20 protein-coding genes are annotated in these 17303 nt (G+C 61.9%); 12 read left to right on the plus strand and 8 right to left on the minus strand.

The window, feature by feature from the left end:
- The first annotated feature begins 3 nt into the window (after positions 1–3).
- From pstA to phoB, 4 genes are read left to right on the plus strand one after another with little or no spacing between them, the layout of a single operon-like run.
- Entirely contained in the window at positions 4–855 is an 852-nt protein-coding gene (gene pstA, locus NKJ15_RS09535; RefSeq protein ID WP_352814964.1) for a phosphate ABC transporter permease PstA, read from the plus strand.
- Entirely contained in the window at positions 852–1655 is an 804-nt protein-coding gene (pstB, locus tag NKJ15_RS09540; RefSeq protein WP_352451144.1) for a phosphate ABC transporter ATP-binding protein PstB, read from the plus strand. The genes pstA and pstB overlap by 4 nt, the downstream gene beginning before the upstream one ends.
- A 32-nt stretch (positions 1656–1687) precedes the next feature.
- The gene (phoU, locus tag NKJ15_RS09545; RefSeq protein ID WP_023678534.1) at positions 1688–2395 is read left to right on the plus strand and encodes a phosphate signaling complex protein PhoU; all 708 of its coding nucleotides are present in this window, start codon (positions 1688–1690) and stop codon (positions 2393–2395) included.
- 16 nt (positions 2396–2411) lie between these two features.
- A complete protein-coding gene (gene phoB / locus NKJ15_RS09550; protein WP_031212149.1) occupies positions 2412–3101 on the plus strand; it encodes a phosphate regulon transcriptional regulator PhoB in 690 nt (229 codons plus the stop codon).
- A 9-nt stretch (positions 3102–3110) separates the two neighbouring features.
- On the opposite strand, the gene NKJ15_RS09555 is transcribed toward phoB, so the two are convergent.
- A complete protein-coding gene (locus NKJ15_RS09555) occupies positions 3111–4355 on the minus strand; it encodes an ROK family protein (RefSeq protein ID WP_352685931.1) in 1245 nt (414 codons plus the stop codon).
- A gap of 285 nt (positions 4356–4640) precedes the next feature.
- Between NKJ15_RS09555 and xylF the strand changes: the two genes are divergently transcribed.
- From xylF to NKJ15_RS09575, 4 genes are all read left to right on the plus strand, one after another.
- Entirely contained in the window at positions 4641–5681 is a 1041-nt protein-coding gene (gene xylF / locus NKJ15_RS09560) for a D-xylose ABC transporter substrate-binding protein (RefSeq protein ID WP_352685929.1), read from the plus strand.
- Positions 5682–5822: 141 nt separating this feature from the next.
- On the plus strand, positions 5823–7187 hold the full coding sequence (locus tag NKJ15_RS09565) for a sugar ABC transporter permease (RefSeq protein ID WP_352540237.1): 1365 nt from the start codon (positions 5823–5825) through the stop codon (positions 7185–7187).
- 15 nt (positions 7188–7202) lie between these two features.
- On the plus strand, positions 7203–8003 hold the full coding sequence (locus tag NKJ15_RS09570; RefSeq protein WP_352471126.1) for an ATP-binding cassette domain-containing protein: 801 nt from the start codon (positions 7203–7205) through the stop codon (positions 8001–8003).
- A gap of 129 nt (positions 8004–8132) precedes the next feature.
- Positions 8133–9755: a CHASE domain-containing protein gene (locus tag NKJ15_RS09575; protein WP_352814967.1), complete on the plus strand. Its 1623-nt coding sequence runs from the start codon at positions 8133–8135 to the stop codon at positions 9753–9755.
- Between the two features lie 98 nt (positions 9756–9853).
- Here NKJ15_RS09575 and NKJ15_RS09580 read toward each other — a convergent pair whose 3' ends face one another.
- The 5 genes from NKJ15_RS09580 to NKJ15_RS09605 all read right to left on the minus strand — a co-directional run bounded on the left by NKJ15_RS09580 (position 9854) and on the right by NKJ15_RS09605 (position 13160).
- On the minus strand, positions 9854–10099 hold the full coding sequence (locus tag NKJ15_RS09580; RefSeq protein WP_006328050.1) for a YMGG-like glycine zipper-containing protein: 246 nt from the start codon (positions 10097–10099) through the stop codon (positions 9854–9856).
- Between the two features lie 344 nt (positions 10100–10443).
- On the minus strand, positions 10444–10623 hold the full coding sequence (locus NKJ15_RS09590; RefSeq protein ID WP_352814969.1) for a hypothetical protein: 180 nt from the start codon (positions 10621–10623) through the stop codon (positions 10444–10446).
- A gap of 125 nt (positions 10624–10748) precedes the next feature.
- Positions 10749–11783 (minus strand): sensor histidine kinase, encoded by a 1035-nt coding sequence (locus NKJ15_RS09595; protein ID WP_352451150.1) that lies wholly within the window; start codon positions 11781–11783, stop codon positions 10749–10751.
- 191 nt (positions 11784–11974) lie between these two features.
- Positions 11975–12139: a DUF1328 domain-containing protein gene (locus NKJ15_RS09600; protein WP_023678541.1), complete on the minus strand. Its 165-nt coding sequence runs from the start codon at positions 12137–12139 to the stop codon at positions 11975–11977.
- 226 nt (positions 12140–12365) lie between these two features.
- The gene (locus NKJ15_RS09605; RefSeq protein ID WP_352471123.1) at positions 12366–13160 is read right to left on the minus strand and encodes a response regulator; all 795 of its coding nucleotides are present in this window, start codon (positions 13158–13160) and stop codon (positions 12366–12368) included.
- Between the two features lie 217 nt (positions 13161–13377).
- Here NKJ15_RS09605 and NKJ15_RS09610 point away from each other — a divergent pair, with 217 nt between their 5' ends.
- Positions 13378–13581 carry a NepR family anti-sigma factor gene (locus NKJ15_RS09610; protein WP_023678543.1) on the plus strand — a complete coding sequence of 68 codons (204 nt, stop codon included), beginning with the start codon at positions 13378–13380 and terminating at the stop codon, positions 13579–13581.
- Between the two features lie 3 nt (positions 13582–13584).
- On the plus strand, positions 13585–14136 hold the full coding sequence (locus NKJ15_RS09615) for a sigma-70 family RNA polymerase sigma factor (RefSeq protein WP_023678544.1): 552 nt from the start codon (positions 13585–13587) through the stop codon (positions 14134–14136).
- Between the two features lie 29 nt (positions 14137–14165).
- Here NKJ15_RS09615 and NKJ15_RS09620 read toward each other — a convergent pair whose 3' ends face one another.
- Positions 14166–14657 carry a response regulator gene (locus NKJ15_RS09620; protein WP_352814971.1) on the minus strand — a complete coding sequence of 164 codons (492 nt, stop codon included), beginning with the start codon at positions 14655–14657 and terminating at the stop codon, positions 14166–14168.
- Between the two features lie 110 nt (positions 14658–14767).
- Here NKJ15_RS09620 and NKJ15_RS09625 point away from each other — a divergent pair, with 110 nt between their 5' ends.
- Both NKJ15_RS09625 and NKJ15_RS09630 read left to right on the plus strand, forming a co-directional pair.
- Entirely contained in the window at positions 14768–15094 is a 327-nt protein-coding gene (locus NKJ15_RS09625; protein ID WP_023678546.1) for an ElaB/YgaM/YqjD family protein, read from the plus strand.
- Positions 15095–15104: 10 nt separating this feature from the next.
- Positions 15105–15584: a hypothetical protein gene (locus NKJ15_RS09630; protein ID WP_352540234.1), complete on the plus strand. Its 480-nt coding sequence runs from the start codon at positions 15105–15107 to the stop codon at positions 15582–15584.
- A 48-nt stretch (positions 15585–15632) separates the two neighbouring features.
- On the opposite strand, the gene NKJ15_RS09635 is transcribed toward NKJ15_RS09630, so the two are convergent.
- A complete protein-coding gene (locus tag NKJ15_RS09635) occupies positions 15633–17159 on the minus strand; it encodes a sensor histidine kinase (RefSeq protein ID WP_352613535.1) in 1527 nt (508 codons plus the stop codon).
- Positions 17160–17303: the final 144 nt, after the last annotated feature.

Here is a 17303-nt window from a genome sequence, read left to right on the forward strand (position 1 = left end):
CCGATGTCGACATCCTCATCGCTCCACAGCCGCCGCAAAGCCAGGAATTCGGTGATGATGGCGCTTTGCGTCGTCGCCGCCGGCATCGGGCTTGCCTGGCTGGCGCTCATTCTCGGCGCGTTGGTGTATAAGGGCACAGCCGGGCTTTCGCTCGCGGTCTTCACCGAGATGACGCCACCACCGGGCGAGGCCGGCGGCTTGCTCAATGCCATCACGGGCAGCCTGCTGATGACGATCATCGCCGTTGTCGTCGGCACGCCGATCGGCGTGCTGGCGGGAACCTACATGGCCGAGTATGGACGCTTTTCGCGCATCACCACCGTCGTCCGCTTCATCAACGACATCCTGTTGTCGGCGCCGTCGATCATCATAGGCTTGTTTGTCTATGAGCTGATGGTGCGGCCAATGGGACATTTCTCGGCCATTGCCGGCGCCGTTGCGCTTGCCATCCTGGTCATTCCGGTGGTCGTGCGCACCACTGAAGACATGCTCAACCTGGTGCCGAACGCGTTGCGTGAAGCCGGTGCCGCGATCGGCGCGCCACGCTGGGTGGTGATCCGTTCGGTCGCCTACCGCACCGCATTGTCCGGCATCGTCACCGGCATATTGCTGGCGATAGCACGCATTTCCGGCGAGACGGCGCCGCTGCTCTTCACCGCGCTCAACAACCAGTTCTGGAGCAGCAATATCAACGCGCCGATGGCCAGCCTGCCGGTGACCATCTTCCAGTTCGCTCTCAGCCCTTACGAGGAATGGCAGCAACTGGCGTGGACCGGCGCACTCATAATCACCCTGACGGTTCTGGGCTTGAGCATCCTCGCCCGCAGCCTTACCGGACGCAGAGAGGACAGATGACACAGATGTTGTCCCCAGACATGACGATGGCCGAAACGGTCGCCGAGAAGACGAAGATCGAGGTCAAGAACCTCAACTTCTACTACGGCCAGAGCAAGGCGCTGAAGGACATCAGCCTGTCGCTGCCCGAGCGCAGCGTCACGGCCTTCATCGGCCCTTCGGGCTGCGGGAAATCGACGCTGCTGCGTGTGTTCAACCGCATCTATGAGCTCTACCCAAAACAGACGGCCGAGGGCCAGGTGCTGCTCGACGGCAAGAACATTCTCGACCGGTCGCAGGATCTCAACCTCCTCAGGACCAAGATCGGCATGGTGTTCCAGAAGCCGACGCCGTTCCCGATGTCGATCTACGAGAACATCGCCTTCGGCGTCAGGCTCTACGAGAACCTCGGCAAGTCCGAGATGGACGGCCGCGTCGAACAGGCGTTGAAGCGCGCCGCGCTGTGGAGCGAGGTCAAGGACAAGCTCAACGCCAGTGGCTTGAGCCTGTCCGGCGGCCAGCAGCAGCGGCTCTGTATCGCCCGCACCGTGGCGGTGAAGCCGGAAGTCATTCTGCTCGACGAACCGGCTTCGGCGCTCGACCCGCTGTCGACTGCCAAGATCGAGGAACTGATCGACGAATTGCAAGCCGACTACACGATCGTCATCGTCACCCACAACATGCAGCAGGCGGCGCGCGTGTCGCGCCAGACGGCGTTCATGTATCTGGGTGAACTGGTCGAGTTCGACCGGACCGAGAAGATATTCACGTCGCCCCGCGAGAAGCGCACGCAGGACTACATCACTGGCCGCTTCGGCTGAGCCGTTCCGATCATGCATATGAGGACAGGACCATGGGCGAACACACAGTCGCTTCTTTCGACGAGGATCTCGAGCAGATCAGCAAGCTGATCCGCGACATGGCCGACCTCGCCGGTTCGATGGTCGGCGGGGCGACCAAGGCGCTGTTGAATTCCGACAACGTGCTGGCGCAACGCGTCGTTTCCGACGACGCCATCATGGATGCGCGTCAACGCGAACTGGACGACCGCGCCATCACCCTGATCGCCAAACGCCAGCCGATGGCCCACGATCTTCGCCATGTGGTCGGAGCGATCCGCATGGCGGGCGACCTCGAACGCATCGGCGACCTTGCCAAGAATATCGCCAAGCGCGTGAGTGCGGTCGGCCTCAGCGCCACGCCGCGGGACCTGTCGCATTCCATCGACGCGATGGCGCAGCTGGTTCTCATCCAGGTGCAGGGTGTCATCGAGGAATATGCTGCAGGCGATGCGGCCGCGTTGGCCAAGCTTCGTGCCGCCGACGAGCGCATCGACGTTAAATACACGTCCGTGTTCCGCGAGCTGTTGACCTACATGATGGAAGATCCGCGCAACATCACCGCTTGCACGCACCTGCTGTTCTGCGCCAAGAATCTGGAGCGGATCGGCGACCATGTCACCAACATCGCCGAAAATGCGTATTATGTGCTGACCGGCGAGCAATTGCCGGTCAATCGTCCGAAGCAGGACGAAACGACAATGTCCGCACCGGTGACATGATGGGGGTGCCCAGCCGATGATCGCACCACGCATAATGGTGGTGGAGGACGAGGAGCCGTTGGGTGTGCTGCTCCGCTACAATCTCGAATCCGAAGGCTACCAGGTCGAGGTGGTGACACGCGGCGACGAAGCCGAGATCCGTTTGCAGGAGAATGTGCCCGACCTTTTGGTGCTCGACTGGATGATACCAGCGGTTTCCGGCATCGAGCTCTGTCGTCGGTTGCGGGTGCGCCCCGAAACCGAGCGGCTGCCGATCATCATGCTGACCGCGCGCGGCGAGGAGAGCGACCGGGTGCGCGGTCTTTCGACCGGCGCCGACGACTATCTGGTCAAGCCGTTTTCGACACCGGAATTCATGGCCAGGGTCAAGGCGCTGCTGCGGCGCGCCAAGCCGGAAGTGCTGTCCAGCGTGCTGAAGGTCGGCGACATCGTGCTCGATCGCGAATCGCACAGGGTCTATCGCAAGAAGAGCGAAATCAGGCTCGGGCCGACCGAATTCCGGCTGCTCGAGTTCATGATGCGGCATCCGGGCCGTGTCTTCTCGCGCAGCCAGTTACTCGATAATGTCTGGGGGGAGACAATCTACATCGACGAACGCACCGTCGACGTGCATGTCGGGCGGCTGCGCAAAGCCGTCAACAACGGCCGGATGCCGGATGTCATCCGCACCATCCGCGGCGCCGGCTATGCGATCAGGGAAGATTGACCCGCCTGGTCAGGCTACGTTCTTTCTGACGCTGGGCCTCATTTGCGCGCCCGGCGCGAAAATCTCCTGGTCGACGAAGCTTAACGCCCGCATCGCGCAGCCTTCGCGGATCAGAGGCAATTCGTTCGGCTCTGTATCGAAGGAGATCGAGCCTGAATGCTGGCCGCCGGCGGTCTGGGCGATTGCCTTCCGCAAGGCCGGCTCGATCAGATCGAAGGCGGCGGCACTGGCGCCGACCATCGCGACCGGTGCCGGATCGATCAGCGCGAACAGCGAGCCGAGACCGAAACCCAGCGCTTCGCCGGCCTTGCGGTAGGCCTCGCGTTCCGGCCCATCTTTCTCGCGCGCCCGGGCCGCCAGTGCGCGCATGTCGGCGTCGCTGACGTCGGCGACCGGTTCGCTGTCTTCGCTCATCTGCCTGGCGTTGCGCCAGATGGCGTAGTTGCCGGCATACGCCTCGATGCAGCCGCGCCGCCCGCAACGGCAGAGCGCGCCGCCCGGACGATGGATCATGTGGCCAAATTCGCCGCCCGAGGAATGCGTCCCGGTGAACAGTTCGCCCTTCAGCACCAGCCCCATGCCGATGCCATGCGAAAGCAGGATGGCGATGAAGTCATCGCGATAGCGATCCGGATTGCGCCAGCGCAAAGCCACCGCCATCATGTTGCAGTCGTTCTCCACCGTTGCCGGGATGCCGAATTCGTCCTCCAGCATGTCGGCAAAGGCGATGTCGGTCTGCGGTGTGATCGGCGACCACAGCATGGCGCGTGCAGGGGAGTCGGTAATGCCCTGAATCGCCAGGGCGATGCGGGCGACACTGCGGACGTCAAGATCTGGATCCTGCAGCCGGCGCCGGACGATGGCCATGCATTCACGGATCAGCTCGTCGCGCGGCATAGTCAGCGTGTCCAGCCGGCGCTGTTCCTCGGCGACCACCTGTCCCGTATAGTCGATAATGGCGGCCGAAAGGAAATTCAGCGACAACACCACGGTCAGCACCGCCGCCGCTTCCGGGTTGAGGGCGAGGCCGACTTGCGGACGACCGCGTTTCAACGAAACGGGCTCACTTGGCTTGCTCTCGGCGAGGATGCCTTCCCGTATCAGGTCGGAAGAAATCGCCGATATGGTCGAATGACTGAGGCCGGTGGTAGCTGCGATCTCAGTACGCGATGGCTGGCCGGCCCGGCGCACCGCCGAGATCACCATCGCCCGGTTGCGCCGGCGCAAATCGTCATGGCGGATTCCGACCGACATTGTTTTGCTTTCCTCCCGGTTGCCGCGGCCGCTCATGAACCGGAAGCCGTCGGTAATGTCCGACAAATAGTGTCGGATGAGGCAAATAGTGTCAGATGCAGGTGGCGCTGTCATCGTTTATTCCGACGCTCGAAAAAACTCGCAGAGTCATCAAAATCCATCAGAATCGATGTTGACAGCAGCCGGAGATCGGGCCAGTATTTTTTCGAGGCTCGAAAAAATTAGAGCTTCTAAGCTGGTCTTTGAGCCAATTGGTCACGCCGTACGCGGCGCAGGGAGGATATGATGAAGAAATTCACGACCGCCATTCTGGCGGGTGTCGCCATGACGCTGGCGCTGGCGTCGGTGGCGCAGGCTAAAGACAAGGTCATCGGCGTTTCCTGGTCGAACTTCCAGGAAGAGCGCTGGAAGACCGACGAGGCCGCAATGAAGGCGGCCATCGAGGCCGCAGGCGACAAGTATATTTCCGCCGACGCACAGTCCAACCCCGGCAAGCAGCTCACCGACGTCGAGAGCCTGATCTCGCAGGGCGCCAACGCACTGATCATCCTGGCGCAGGACGCCTCGGCCATCGGGCCGGCCGTGCAAAAGGCGCTGGACGAAGGTATTCCGGTTGTCGGCTACGACCGGCTGATCGAGAACAAGGACGTCTTTTACCTGACCTTCGACAACAAGGAAGTCGGCCGCATGCAGGCCCGGGAAGTCTTCAAGGTGAAGCCGGAAGGCAACTATGTCTTCATCAAGGGTTCGGGTTCCGATCCGAATGCCGATTTCCTGTTTGCCGGTTCGATGGAGGTGCTGAAGGCGGCAATAGACAGCGGCAAGATCAAGAATGTCGGCGAGGCCTATACCGACGGCTGGCTGCCGGCCAACGCTCAGAAGAACATGGAACAGTTCCTGACCGCCAACGACAACAAGGTCGATGCCGTGGTCGCGGCCAATGACGGCACTGCCGGCGGCGTCGTCGCCGCGCTGACAGCGCAAGGGCTGGCCGGATCGGTTCCGGTTTCGGGCCAGGACGGCGACCACGCCGCGCTGAACCGCATCGCGCTCGGCACACAGACCGTGTCGGTGTGGAAGGATGCGCGCGAGCTCGGCAAGAATGCCGCCGAGATCGCCTCGCAGCTGGCCGACGGCAAGCAGATGACCGACATTGCCGGCGTGAAGGATTTCACCACGCCCGGCGGCAATACCGTCAAGTCGCTGTTCCTGACCCCGGTCGCCATCACCAAGGACAACCTCAACGTCGTCATCGACGCCGGCTGGATCAAGAAAGAAGAGGTCTGCGCCGGCGTGACGGCTGGCACTGTTGCAGTCTGCAACTGAGCCGACGTTTCCGAGAAGTCCGAACGCCGTGGCCGCTCGCCGCGGCGTTTTTCAACAAGAGTTGTTTTTCCGCTTCCGGCGGATAACTTCTAGGCTGCTTCCGGCATCCGCGGCAGACGGCAACCCGGCGGGAGAAACATCATGACCGACACGACGTCCAACACGCCGGTCGACAGCACGGCAGACCGGGCACGGGAATCCGAGCTCGGCATCGTTGCCCGATTTCTCAAGGCAACCGAACTCGACACGCGCATGCTCGGCATGGTCGGCGCGCTGCTGGTCATCTGGGTCGGTCTGCATGTCATTTCCAGCGTACGGCTCGGCGTCAATCCGTTCGACTTCGACAGCCGGACCTTCCTGACGCCACGCAATCTCTGGAACCTGTCGGTGCAGACTTCCGCCGTGGCCATAATGGCCGCCGGAATGGTGCTGGTTATCGTCATGCGCAATATCGACCTGTCGGTCGGTTCCGCCGAAGGTCTGATCGGCGTGGTCATGGGCTTTGCGCAGGTGCATTTCCTGGTGCGAATGATCGGTCTGCAATTAGGCAATCCCTGGATCTGGATCCTGGCACTGGCCATCGGCCTGGCGCTTGGCCTTCTGATCGGAGCGTTCCAGGGATACATCATCGCTTATCTCGAGGTGCCGGCCTTCATCGTGACGCTGGGCGGCCTTCTGGTCTGGCGGGGTGCCGCATGGTGGGTCGCCAGCGGTCAGACGATTGCGCCGCTTGATGCCACTTTCCAGCTGATGGGGGGCGGGCCGGCGGGTTCGATCGGCGCGCGATGGAGCTGGATCGTCGGAATTGTCGCGTGCCTAGCGGTTGTGTTCATGCTGCTCAACGGGCGGGTGCAGCGCAAGCGGTTCCGCTTTCCGTTGCGCCCGATCTGGGCCGAGACGTTCCTCGGTGTCCTCACCTGCGCTGTCATCATGGGCGCCATATGGCTTGCCAATTCCTATCCTTGGCCGGTCGGCATCGTGAACAGATATGCGGCGGCCAACAATATAACGGTTCCCGAAGGCGGGCTGTTCATCGCCCATGGCATCGCCATACCCGTGCTGATGGCTGTAGCCGTAGGGCTGATCATGACCTTCATCGCCAAGCGTACCCGTTTCGGCCGCTATGTCTTCGCCATCGGCGGCAATCCGGAAGCAGCCAACCTTGCCGGTATCAACACGCGCTGGGTGACCATGAAGGTGTTCATGATCATGGGCGTGCTGGCGACGATCGCCGCGGCGATCTCGTCAGCCAGGCAGAACTCGTCGACCAATGCGCTGGGCACGTTGGACGAGCTGCTGGTCATCGCGGCGGCGGTGATCGGCGGCACGTCGCTCGCCGGCGGCTCCGGCACAGTGCTCGGCGCCATGCTCGGCGCGCTTTTGATGCAGTCGCTGCAGTCCGGCATGGTGCTGCTCGGCATCGATTCACCGCTGCAGAGCATCGTTGTCGGCGCCGTGCTGGTGCTCGCGGTGTGGCTCGATACCGTCTATCGCAAACGCGTGTAGGGAGGAGGAACGATCATGGCAGACAAAACCGCTCCCACGGGCACGCCGCTGATCGACATGCGCAACATCTCCATCGCTTTCGGCGGCATTCGCGCCGTCGACGATGCCTCTGTCGACCTTTTCCCGGGCGAGGTGATGGCTTTGCTCGGTCACAACGGTGCCGGCAAATCGACGTTGATAAAAATCCTGTCCGGCGCCTACAAGCGCGATGCGGGCCAGATTTTCGTCAACGGCGAGGAGGCTTCGATCTCCAATCCCCGCGACGCCAAGAAGTACGGCATCGAGACGATCTACCAGACGCTGGCGCTGGCCGACAATGTCGATGCGGCCGCCAACCTGTTTCTCGGCCGCGAGCTGATGACCGGCTGGGGGACGCTCGACGACGTCGCCATGGAGGCCGAGGCGCGCAAAGTCATGGGCAGGCTCAATCCGCGTTTCCAACGCTTCAAGGAGCCGGTGGTAAAGCTTTCGGGCGGCCAGCGGCAGTCGGTGGCGATCGCCCGCGCCATCCTGTTCAATGCTCGCATCCTGATCATGGACGAGCCGACGGCTGCACTCGGGCCGCAAGAGACGGCGCAGGTCGGCGAACTGGTCAGGCAGCTCAAGGCCGACGGCATCGGCATCTTCCTGATCAGCCATGATATTCACGACGTGTTCGAGCTTGCCGACCGTGTCTGCGTCATGAAGAACGGTCGGGTTGTCGGAACGGCGCGCACAACCGACGTCACCCAGGACGAGGTGCTCGGCATGATCATCCTCGGCAAGTGCCCACCCGGCGCCATTCCGGGGCCGGGCGCGCTGAAGATCGCCGCATGAACGAGAATTAGCCGGCTAATCACACGCCGCCAAAATGTGCCAGCCGTCACCATGCTTTGGCCTCGCCATTGTGTTGGCGTCAGGACTTGCCCATAAAGATGCCGAACCGTCCACGGGACGTATCAGCAATTGAAGAAGCTTTTTCCGACCGTCGCTTTTATCGCCGTCGCGCTGATCAGCCTGACGATGGCGGGTTTTGCCTATTTTGCCACTCAGGAGGCGGCCCGCATTAAATTCGAGGCGACGGCAGACGACGCGCTTAACCGGATCGAAAGCCGCATCGACCTGGACCTGTCGCTGTTGCGTTCGACCCGGGCGCTGTTCGACGCACGCAATGGCGGTATCTCGCAGGGCGAGTTCAAGGCTTTCTTCAACGCGATCGACATCGACAATAATTTCGCCGGCCTGCGCGGCATCGGTTTCCTCCGCCTGGCGAAAACTGGCAACGAGGCGGCGGTCGAGCGCGACATCCTGCACGATCACGGCGCAAGCCATCCGATCTATCCCGACACGAACTTACCGTGGCGTACGCCCATCGTGCTGTTCGAACCGCTGGATCCGTCCAACAAATCCAGCATCGGCTACGACATGTTCACCGGGCCGGCGCTGCGCGAGGCGATCGAAAAGGCGATGGCCGACGACCAGCAGCACGCCAGCGGGCTCGTGCAGCTCGGCAAGGATACGGGTGCCGCGCAGACCTTTACCGGGTTCCTCGTCTTCGTCCGGCTCAATGTCGAAACCGCGCCGGACGCCGTGAACGCGACGAGATCCTCGACTGCCGGCTTCCTTTATGCGGCCTTCCGCGCCCGTGATCTGTTCCAGGCTGCGCTCAGCCGGGCACCATTGCTGCCGGTCAACACCGAGATCTATGACGGCACGGTGGACAGCGACAACCTGCTGTTCCAATCGGAAACGCCGCCTGTTTCGAGCCTCGGCGACAGGCTGCTGGTCACCCGCAAGGTCACCGTCGCCGGCCGGTCGTGGGTCGTCCTGTTCAGGCCGACAAGTGCTTTCTCGCAACCTTCCTCGCGCGCCATCCCGGTGATGCTCGGATTGTTCGGACTGCTGCTTGCGGGCGCCATCGCGCTGGTGGCCCGCTATCAGGAGCGGGCCTATGAGGCGGTCTCGCTGCTTCACGAAACGACCGAAAAGAGCCTGCTGGAAAAAGACCTGATGCTGCAGGAGATGAAGCATCGCATCAAGAACTCGATCACGCGGGTGCTGGCAATCGCGCGCCAGACAGCATCGCACACCACCGACGTCCAGGAATTCTCGGCTTCTTTCTCGGCCCGGCTGCAGGCGATGGCGGCTTCCCAGGACATGCTGACGCGCTCACGCTGGCAGAAAGCCGATCTCGGCGACCTGCTGCGCATCGAGCTAGGCCAGGTGTTCGGCAGCGAGCTTCCTGAAGGGCTGCTGTCGGGACCGCAGATTCTTCTCGATGAAAAGACGACGCAGGCACTCGGCCTCGTCTTTCACGAACTGGCGACGAATGCGCTGAAGCATGGCGAAGCCGGCAATTCAGTCGGTGCGCTGAAGGTCGACTGGTCGCTCGAAGCCCGTAGCGGCACCCGGACATTGGCTCTCAACTGGCGCGAGGCCGGTCAGAAGAAGCTTGAGAGACCGGCAAAGAGTGGTTTTGGCACCAGACTGATCGATCTCAACGTCACGCGCGAATTGCGTGGCACAATCAGGCGCGATTTTCGCGAAGATGGCTTGAACGTGGAAATCAAGGTTCCGCTGCCGGCCTGAAACGCCGTCTCGTGGGCCGCATCGCAACAGCGCTTTAAAGAGCAAACGCGGAGACAGGTGGCCTGCCTCCGCGTTTGCTGTTCGCCTGGAGCTCGAAACTAGTTGCAGCGAGCTGTGTAAATCCGGCCGTGACGATCTCTGTATTGGCAGTAGCCATTTTGCAGCCGGCGAACGAGCAGACCGCCAATCGCACCAGCGCCGGCGCCGATCAAAGCGCCCTTGCCGCCGCCGACAGCGCCACCAATGAGCGCGCCGCCCACAGTGCCGATACCCACGTTCTCTTCCGTGGTGGTGCAGCCGCTGACCGCAACCACGGCAACCATGGCAATAATCATCTTCCGCATGGAGTCATCCTCACTTTTGTCCTCACTTTAATAAGCTCCAGCCGCCATTTAGCATGAAAGTACGGCCTTTGCCTGCACGATTTCATTGTTGATTAAGATAGTCTTTTTCGGGGCGTGCGCCGTTTGATGCTACCACGAACCCGGAAATCTCCAAGGACGCATCGAGCGTGCCGCTGGGACGCACGTTCCAGACGATCCTGTCATAGTCGTCCCCGAGCGCCGGTCGACGGCAAGGCATCTGGCGACGACATGTTGGGCCTGCCCTGCAGGTCGGTGACCGCGAACGGGCACGGCCGAGCACTCGGGCAGTGGTTTCAAAGCGATCAAGCAGAGGCGAGTTCGATTCAGATCAGTTGGGACGCGGCGGTCAGGACGATCGCGGCCATAAGCGCGACGGCGGCGAAGCGCAGGGGCGAAGCACGAGGCGCGGGCGCTGTGGACGCGTCGGGATCCTGAAAACCGCCCATCGAGACGCGAGCGGCCTGTTCCAGTCTGTTCAAGTCGGCAGCCGTCAAGGACCCCATTCCCTTCATTTTGTGCCAAACTCAATCCGGTGGATCGGTGCGTTCGGACAGGATCGGACTTTATGGTGAACAGTCGGTTAAAGATGGCGATGCGCAGCAAGCCTTCGCGCAACGACCGCCGCTCGTTAATCCGTCTCGAAATTGCCGTGAGGAACGACAAGGCGGTATTCGAGGCGGTTCCCGGTGATTTCGAGTGTCGCCGTTCCATTCAATGAAGTGGGCACGACGCGTTCAAGCGCGACGCTGCCAAAACGTTTCTCGCTGCGCTGATTGTCGTTGGCTCCGATCACTTCGGCCCATGTCAGCGACAGCGCAGGCTCGCCAGCGGAAGCTGCCGTCAGATCGGCCGTCACCTCGACGAAACCGTCGCTGCGCGACAGTGCGCCATAGCTGACCGAATTGACGGCGAGCTCATGCATGGCCAAGCCGATGTGCAAGGCGGCATTGGGGTTGAGATATGGATTTGCGCCGCGGAAGCGTAGGCTGTGCAAGGGATCCGCGCCGTACCTGCCGACCTGACCGGAAACCAGCTCGCGCAGCGCCGCTCCCCGCCAGTTGGATGACGTAACCAAATCCTGCGACGAGGCCAGCGACTGCAATCGGCCCCGGAAGCGCGTCAGGAAATCGTCAATGCTGCCGGAATAACGGCCCGTCTGGGTGGCGATGCTCTGGATGATGGCCAAAAGGTTCTTGGAGCGATGACTGACTTCGCGCAGCAGCGCCTTCAACGTCTGCTCCCGGCGTTTCTGCTCGGTTGTTTCGACCATGGTGGTCACGACGCCCTGCACCGCGCCGGTCTCGCTGCGGTCGGCGTCTATCCACACCTGAAACCAGCGGGCGCCGTCATCGGCCGGCACGCTGAGCTCAAGATGTTGAGGATTGCCGGAGACGATGACGTCGTGCTTGGCGGCGCCGATACGCTCTGCCTGCGCCGGCGGCAAGATGCCGTTGTTGTCGGAGGCATCGGAAGTCCAGGGCGCGCGCATGTTGCGCGCCCACACCGTCTTCATCTCGCGATCCTGGTACAGGACGGAAATCCCGGCATTGTGCAGTGCATGGAGAAGGGCCCGACCAAGCTGCATCCCGCTTTCGGCGGGATGCAAAGCGATGATCTCATCACTCTGGCCGCGGTCTTTCATTTTTCCGACTCTGGAACGCATCGGTCAATTTGCTCAACCCATGTCGGGCTGAACGGTTCGCGGAAAAATGGGTTCCAAAAGGAGGAGGTTCGTATCAAACCTTAAAAAGCGGTCCGCCGAGCGGCATCCCGTTGGAGGACACTGCCCGGCGGTGGCTGGAAACCGTTTGAGGGGTGCGGCTTCCAGTGTTCGCTTGAATGGCCGCTTGGCGTTCACGCTCGTCTGATCAGGCCGGCAATAAGCGATATGATCAGGAAGGCGAGAAAGATGAAGAACAATATCTGCGCTATGCCGGCCGAGGTGCCAGCGATGCCGCCGAAACCAAGCGCACCGGCGATGATCGCCACGACGAGAAATACGAGCGCCCAGTAAAGCATGATCGATCTCCTTCCAATGCTGCGGTGAAAACGTGATTCGCCTCCGTTTGTTCCACCATTTTCCGAAAAAGACGATGCTGAAAATCTTCAGGGCCCGAATTGCCGCGGTGTGTGGAAAGGTCCAGTTGGTTGCCCCAGTTGGTTGCCAGTGAATTGAGCCGGCGTCACTCCCCTCTGATCCGAGGGAGCGGCTGTCTCGGCGGCCGCAGTTCGGCCGCCCGCTGTTTCATGCCGCGGCTTTCGCGTGCCGGTCAAAGAACAGGGCCTGGCTGATAAGAGCCTTGACCATGTCCGGATTGAACGGCTTGGTAACCAGGAAAGCCGGTTCCGGCCGCTCGCCGGTGAGCAGGCGCTCGGGAAACGCGGTGATGAAGATCACCGGTACCGAGGTCGACGACAGGATCTCATTCACGGCCGCTATGCCCGAACTTCCGTCGGCAAGCTGGATATCGGCAAGCACCATCTTTGGCCGCGCCTTGCCGAACATTGCCACCGCCTCGGCGTGGGTGCGCGCCGTTCCGACGACGCGGTGGCCGAGGCTTTCGACCATTTCCTCGATGTCCATGGCGATCAGCGGCTCATCCTCGATGATCAGCACGTCGGTTGCCACCTGACGGGAGATCTCGTTGCTCGCCTGCGCGAGGAGTTCGGAGAATTCCTGTTCGTCGACGTCGAGAATCTCCGCCGCCTCGTCTTCGCTGAAGCCTTCGACCGCCACCAGCAGAAAGGCTTGGCGGGGGCGAGGCGCAATTGCATTCAGATTGGCCGCGGCACGCTGTTCCCATGCCGACTGGGCATGCTCCTGCGGAACGCGAATGGCCACTGAGGTGAAGAGCTTGGCAAAGACCTTGTAGAGCGCGATGCGGTCGTTCGATGCGTTCGGAAAGATGTCGACATCGGCAATGATGGCCTCGAGCATTGCGGCGACCAGCGCGTCGCCGCTCTCCTGCGATCCGGATACTGCGCGCGAGAAGCGACGCAGGAACGGCAGGTGCGGAGCGATGGTTGCTGATAGGCTCATATTGGACGTCTCCCTCATATGACGTGATTGCATGTTACAGCTAAAAAACGGTTCGCAAGCCCAGAGTTGAAAACGCGGGTTCTGCGAAAAAGTTCCGATCATGCGGAACTAAATATATGGGCTGGCGTTTAAGGGCGGGTTGGGCAACCAGACGAGGCTGCCGCTTGCCTTGCGTTATGTGTTGAAGGGCGGCTTAAGGCTGGGACAAAAGGGCGAAATGAAGAACATGACGAAAGCTACCATGGGTGGCGTTGGCAACGGGCGCCGGGCTGCTTCCCGCGACCCGCTTGGGCCGAACTCGGAAATCGGCCGCAAACTCAAACAATACTACGACGAGCTGGTCTCCGACAATGTGCCGGATCGCTTCGCCCAACTGCTCAGCCAGTTGGAAAAAGCCGAACCTGTACAAAAGAAGGACTGAGGCATGGCGGCCGTCTCCCAGGGCTTCAAGACCGACTTGCTCGGCTCGATCCCTAGCCTGCGGGCTTTTGCCGTGTCGCTGACGCAAAACGCCGACAAGGCCGACGACCTGGTGCAGGAAACATTGGTCAAGGCCTGGGATAAGCATGAAAGCTTCCAGCCCGGCACCAATCTGAAGGCATGGCTGTTCACGATCTTGCGCAACGAGTTCTATTCGCAGATGCGCAAGCGCGGCCGCGAGGTGCAGGACAGCGATGGCGTCATGACGGCCAGGCTTGCCGTTCACCCGGCCCAGCACGGCCAGCTTGACCTCGAGGACTTTCGCGGCGCGCTCGAATTGCTGCCAGAAGACCAGCGCGAAGCCATTATCCTCATCGGCGCGTCGGGCTTCTCCTACGAGGAAGCGGCCGAGATCTGCGGCTGCGCCGTCGGAACGATCAAGAGCCGCGTCAGCCGCGCCCGCACACGGCTGCAGGAAATTCTGAAGATCTCCGGTGAAGACGAGTATGGCCCGGACGCAATTTCGGCTCAGGTAACCGGGTCGACGGCTGCGTGAAGCGCGGCGTGTTCGAACCGCTCCGCGCCTCAGCGGAGAGGCGTTCGCCTGCAGGCCGCCGCCACTGCCTCGACGAGATCGTCTCCCGAATAGGGCTTGGTGACCAGTCTGACGCCGGGAAAGGATTTCTTGATCTCGTCCGTATCCGAATAGCCCGAGGCAAAGACGAACGGGATGCCCGCTTCACGCAGCCGCGAAGCAAATTGGAGCGTCGAAACGCCGCTCAGCATGAGGTCGACGATGGCCACATCGAACTGCGCGGCAACGTCTTGCTGTTCGATCTCAGTCAGATCACGGGCGATAACCACATTGAGCGCGCCGTAGTCGCGGCAAAGCTGCTCGATATCCATGGCAATCAGGAACTCATCTTCCAGGATAAGAATCCGCAAACCGTCAAGTGATGCGCGCACGCAGCAATATCTCCTTAAATTCGTCTCGATCGTGAAACGGGGGAAGTCATGATCGTTATTTGGCATGCTGTCATTTAAAAAAGACGCGCTGGCGCGGATGCGTCGGCCCATGCAAGGCATTTGCAACGCGCGCTGCCGGAGATAGGGTTAGAAGAGGTTCGTGCCGGAACCTTGGGGTCTGTCGGGCGTTTCGACCGAGCAAAAGCATGGAGAGTGAAGCAATGGCGACTGCCGCAGGAAAGGCCGCGAACGAAGCCCGTACGAATTCCGATATTGAGGCCGACATCGCACAACTGAAGGCCGACATCGACCAACTTACCAAGCTGTTGGCCAAAACTGGCGAACATGGCTACGGGGCAGCGCGGCGAGCCGCCGCCGAAAGCGTCGAGCAGTTGCGAACCCAGGGCGAGGCAGCCTTCGACAGCCTGCGCAGCAACGCCAGGGACATCGAGGCGCAGATGATAGCGCATATGCGCGAGAAGCCGGTGACGTCGCTGGCGATCGCCGCCGGCGTCGGGTTCCTCTTCGCGCTTCTCGCGCGCCGCTAGTTCTGCACGCATGGGAATGCTTGCATCGCTGATCTCGGGCCTCGCCTCGGGCGAAACCATTGCGGCGGTGCAACGCGCGCGTGTGGCTGCAATTGTCTATTCGGTCGCAGCGGTCGTAGCGCTGTGCGGCCTCGGCTTCCTGGTCGGGGCGGCCTATATCTGGACGGCGGCCCGCTATGGGCCGATGGCAGCTTCCCTGAGCTTCGGGATCGGCTTTCTCGCAATCGCCGGTCTCATCCTGCTCGTCTACCGGATGTCGGCCGGCTCGCGCGCCAGGCGCCGGGCGAAGCGACGCAACGCTGACATGAAGGCTATCGGCATCACTGCGGCACTCGCCGTGCTGCCGGCGCTGCTCAAGGGCAAAGATGGCCCGGGAAAGGCCAGACTGAGCGCGATTCTCGGCCCGGCGATAGCACTCGCTGCCTACGCCATCTACCGCGAGAACGTGAAGCGCGGCTCCGATGATCCGGATACCGGCAAACGCGAATAGTTCGGAGGGGATAGTTCGGGGCAAACGATTCTGGCGCCGGTCGCAAAATCACAAATCTTCGAGCGGAATCGATATTTCCGCGACCACGCCGTCCGGCCGGAATTCATGGATCACCTCGCTGGAAATGACCTTGGCCAGGCTGCGGCGGATCAGGATCGAGCCGAAGCCATGGCGTTCGGGCGGCGCAACCCGCGGGCCGCCGCTTTCGCGCCAGGCCAGCAACAGACGGCGTGCGCCCTTCCTGCCTTGTACCCTCCAATCGAGATCGACCTTTCCGGAGGAAACCGAGAGCGACCCGTATTGCAGTGCATTGCTTGCCAGTTCATGCAGGATCAGCCCGAGCCCGACTGCCTGGTCGGGTGAGAGCAGGACATCGGCGCCGGAGATCGCCATGCGCGATTGTCCGGCGGCTTGGAACGGCTTTAGCTCGATCTCCACCAGCTCGCGGATGCCGATGCCGCGCCACTCGCGGTCCGACAGCAGGCTGTGCGCAACGCCCAGTGCCTGCAGCCTGGCGCTGAAGGCTTCGAGGAATTCGCTTGGCTGGCGGGCATGGCGAACGGTCTGCGTCGCCAGCGCCTGTACGGTTGCCAAAGTGTTCTTGACGCGGTGATTGAGCTCGCGCAGCAACAGTCGTTGACGTTCGTCGCCAAGCTTGCGTTCGGTAATGTCGTAGTTGACGCCGAAGATCAGCGTCGGCTTGCCATCGCCGTCGCGTTCTATGACGCGTCCGCGTGTTGCGATCCATCGCGGCGGATCGAGGCCTTTGACACGGTATTCGCCAAAATAATCGTCGCTGCCGGTCAGCGCGTCGCGAAAGCGTGTTTCGGTCTGGTGAACGTCGCGCGGGTCGATGGCGGTCAGGATGTCGCGCGCCCTCAGCCTGTTCGACTTCGGCAGGTTGAACAATTCGGACAGCAGGACATCGCAGTCGATCATATCGCTGCGGATATCCCATGCCCAGCTGGCAAGCGAAGCCGCGTCGAGCGCGATAGCGCGCCGCTTTTCCTCTCGAACCAGTGCTGCCTTGGCAATCGCCGCACTGCGGGTTGCATCCTTCAGCGTGAACAGGCTCGCGGCGAGGCCGGCTAGCGCCGACAGCTGGTCGAGCTGGACAGAGGAAGGACGTGCGTGCGGCTTCCGGTCGAGCACGCACAGCGTGCCGATCAGCGCGCCGTCGACTACGATGGGCACGCCTGCGTAAAAGCGGATATGATGCTCGCCGGTGACCAGCGGATTGGCTTTGAACCGCGGATCCGCCGCCGCGTCGGCCACCACCATCGGCACGTCGCCGGCTGCGATGGTATAGGCGCAGAACGATGTCTCGGTTGCGATTTCGGTCTCGTCGAGGCCGATACAGGACTTGAACCACTGCCGCTCGGCATCGACCAGCGTGATCAGTGCGACAGACGTTTGCATAGCCGAAGCGGCAAGACCGCCGATACGATCGAAATCAGGGTCGGCAGCCCCGTCCAGCGTGTCGAGGCCGTGCAGCACGGCAAGACGGTCCGCGGCGCCCACCACACGGCGAATATCGGCCGGCAGGCCCGGCGTGTTCTGGCTATTGTCGTCCACTATGCCCCCGGAGGCCGGCTCCGCTGATTGGTCAGGCCAACCGGCCCGTCTGCCGCCTTGCAGTGCCGGAACTTTCGCGGCGGGGGACCGTTACCAGCCAACGCCCCGCCAGTTACGCCTGCCGGCGCCAAATATGGAGCCAGA

It is taken from the genome of Mesorhizobium sp. M0207, assembly GCF_040321995.1.
Taxonomy (GTDB): domain Bacteria; phylum Pseudomonadota; class Alphaproteobacteria; order Rhizobiales; family Rhizobiaceae; genus Mesorhizobium.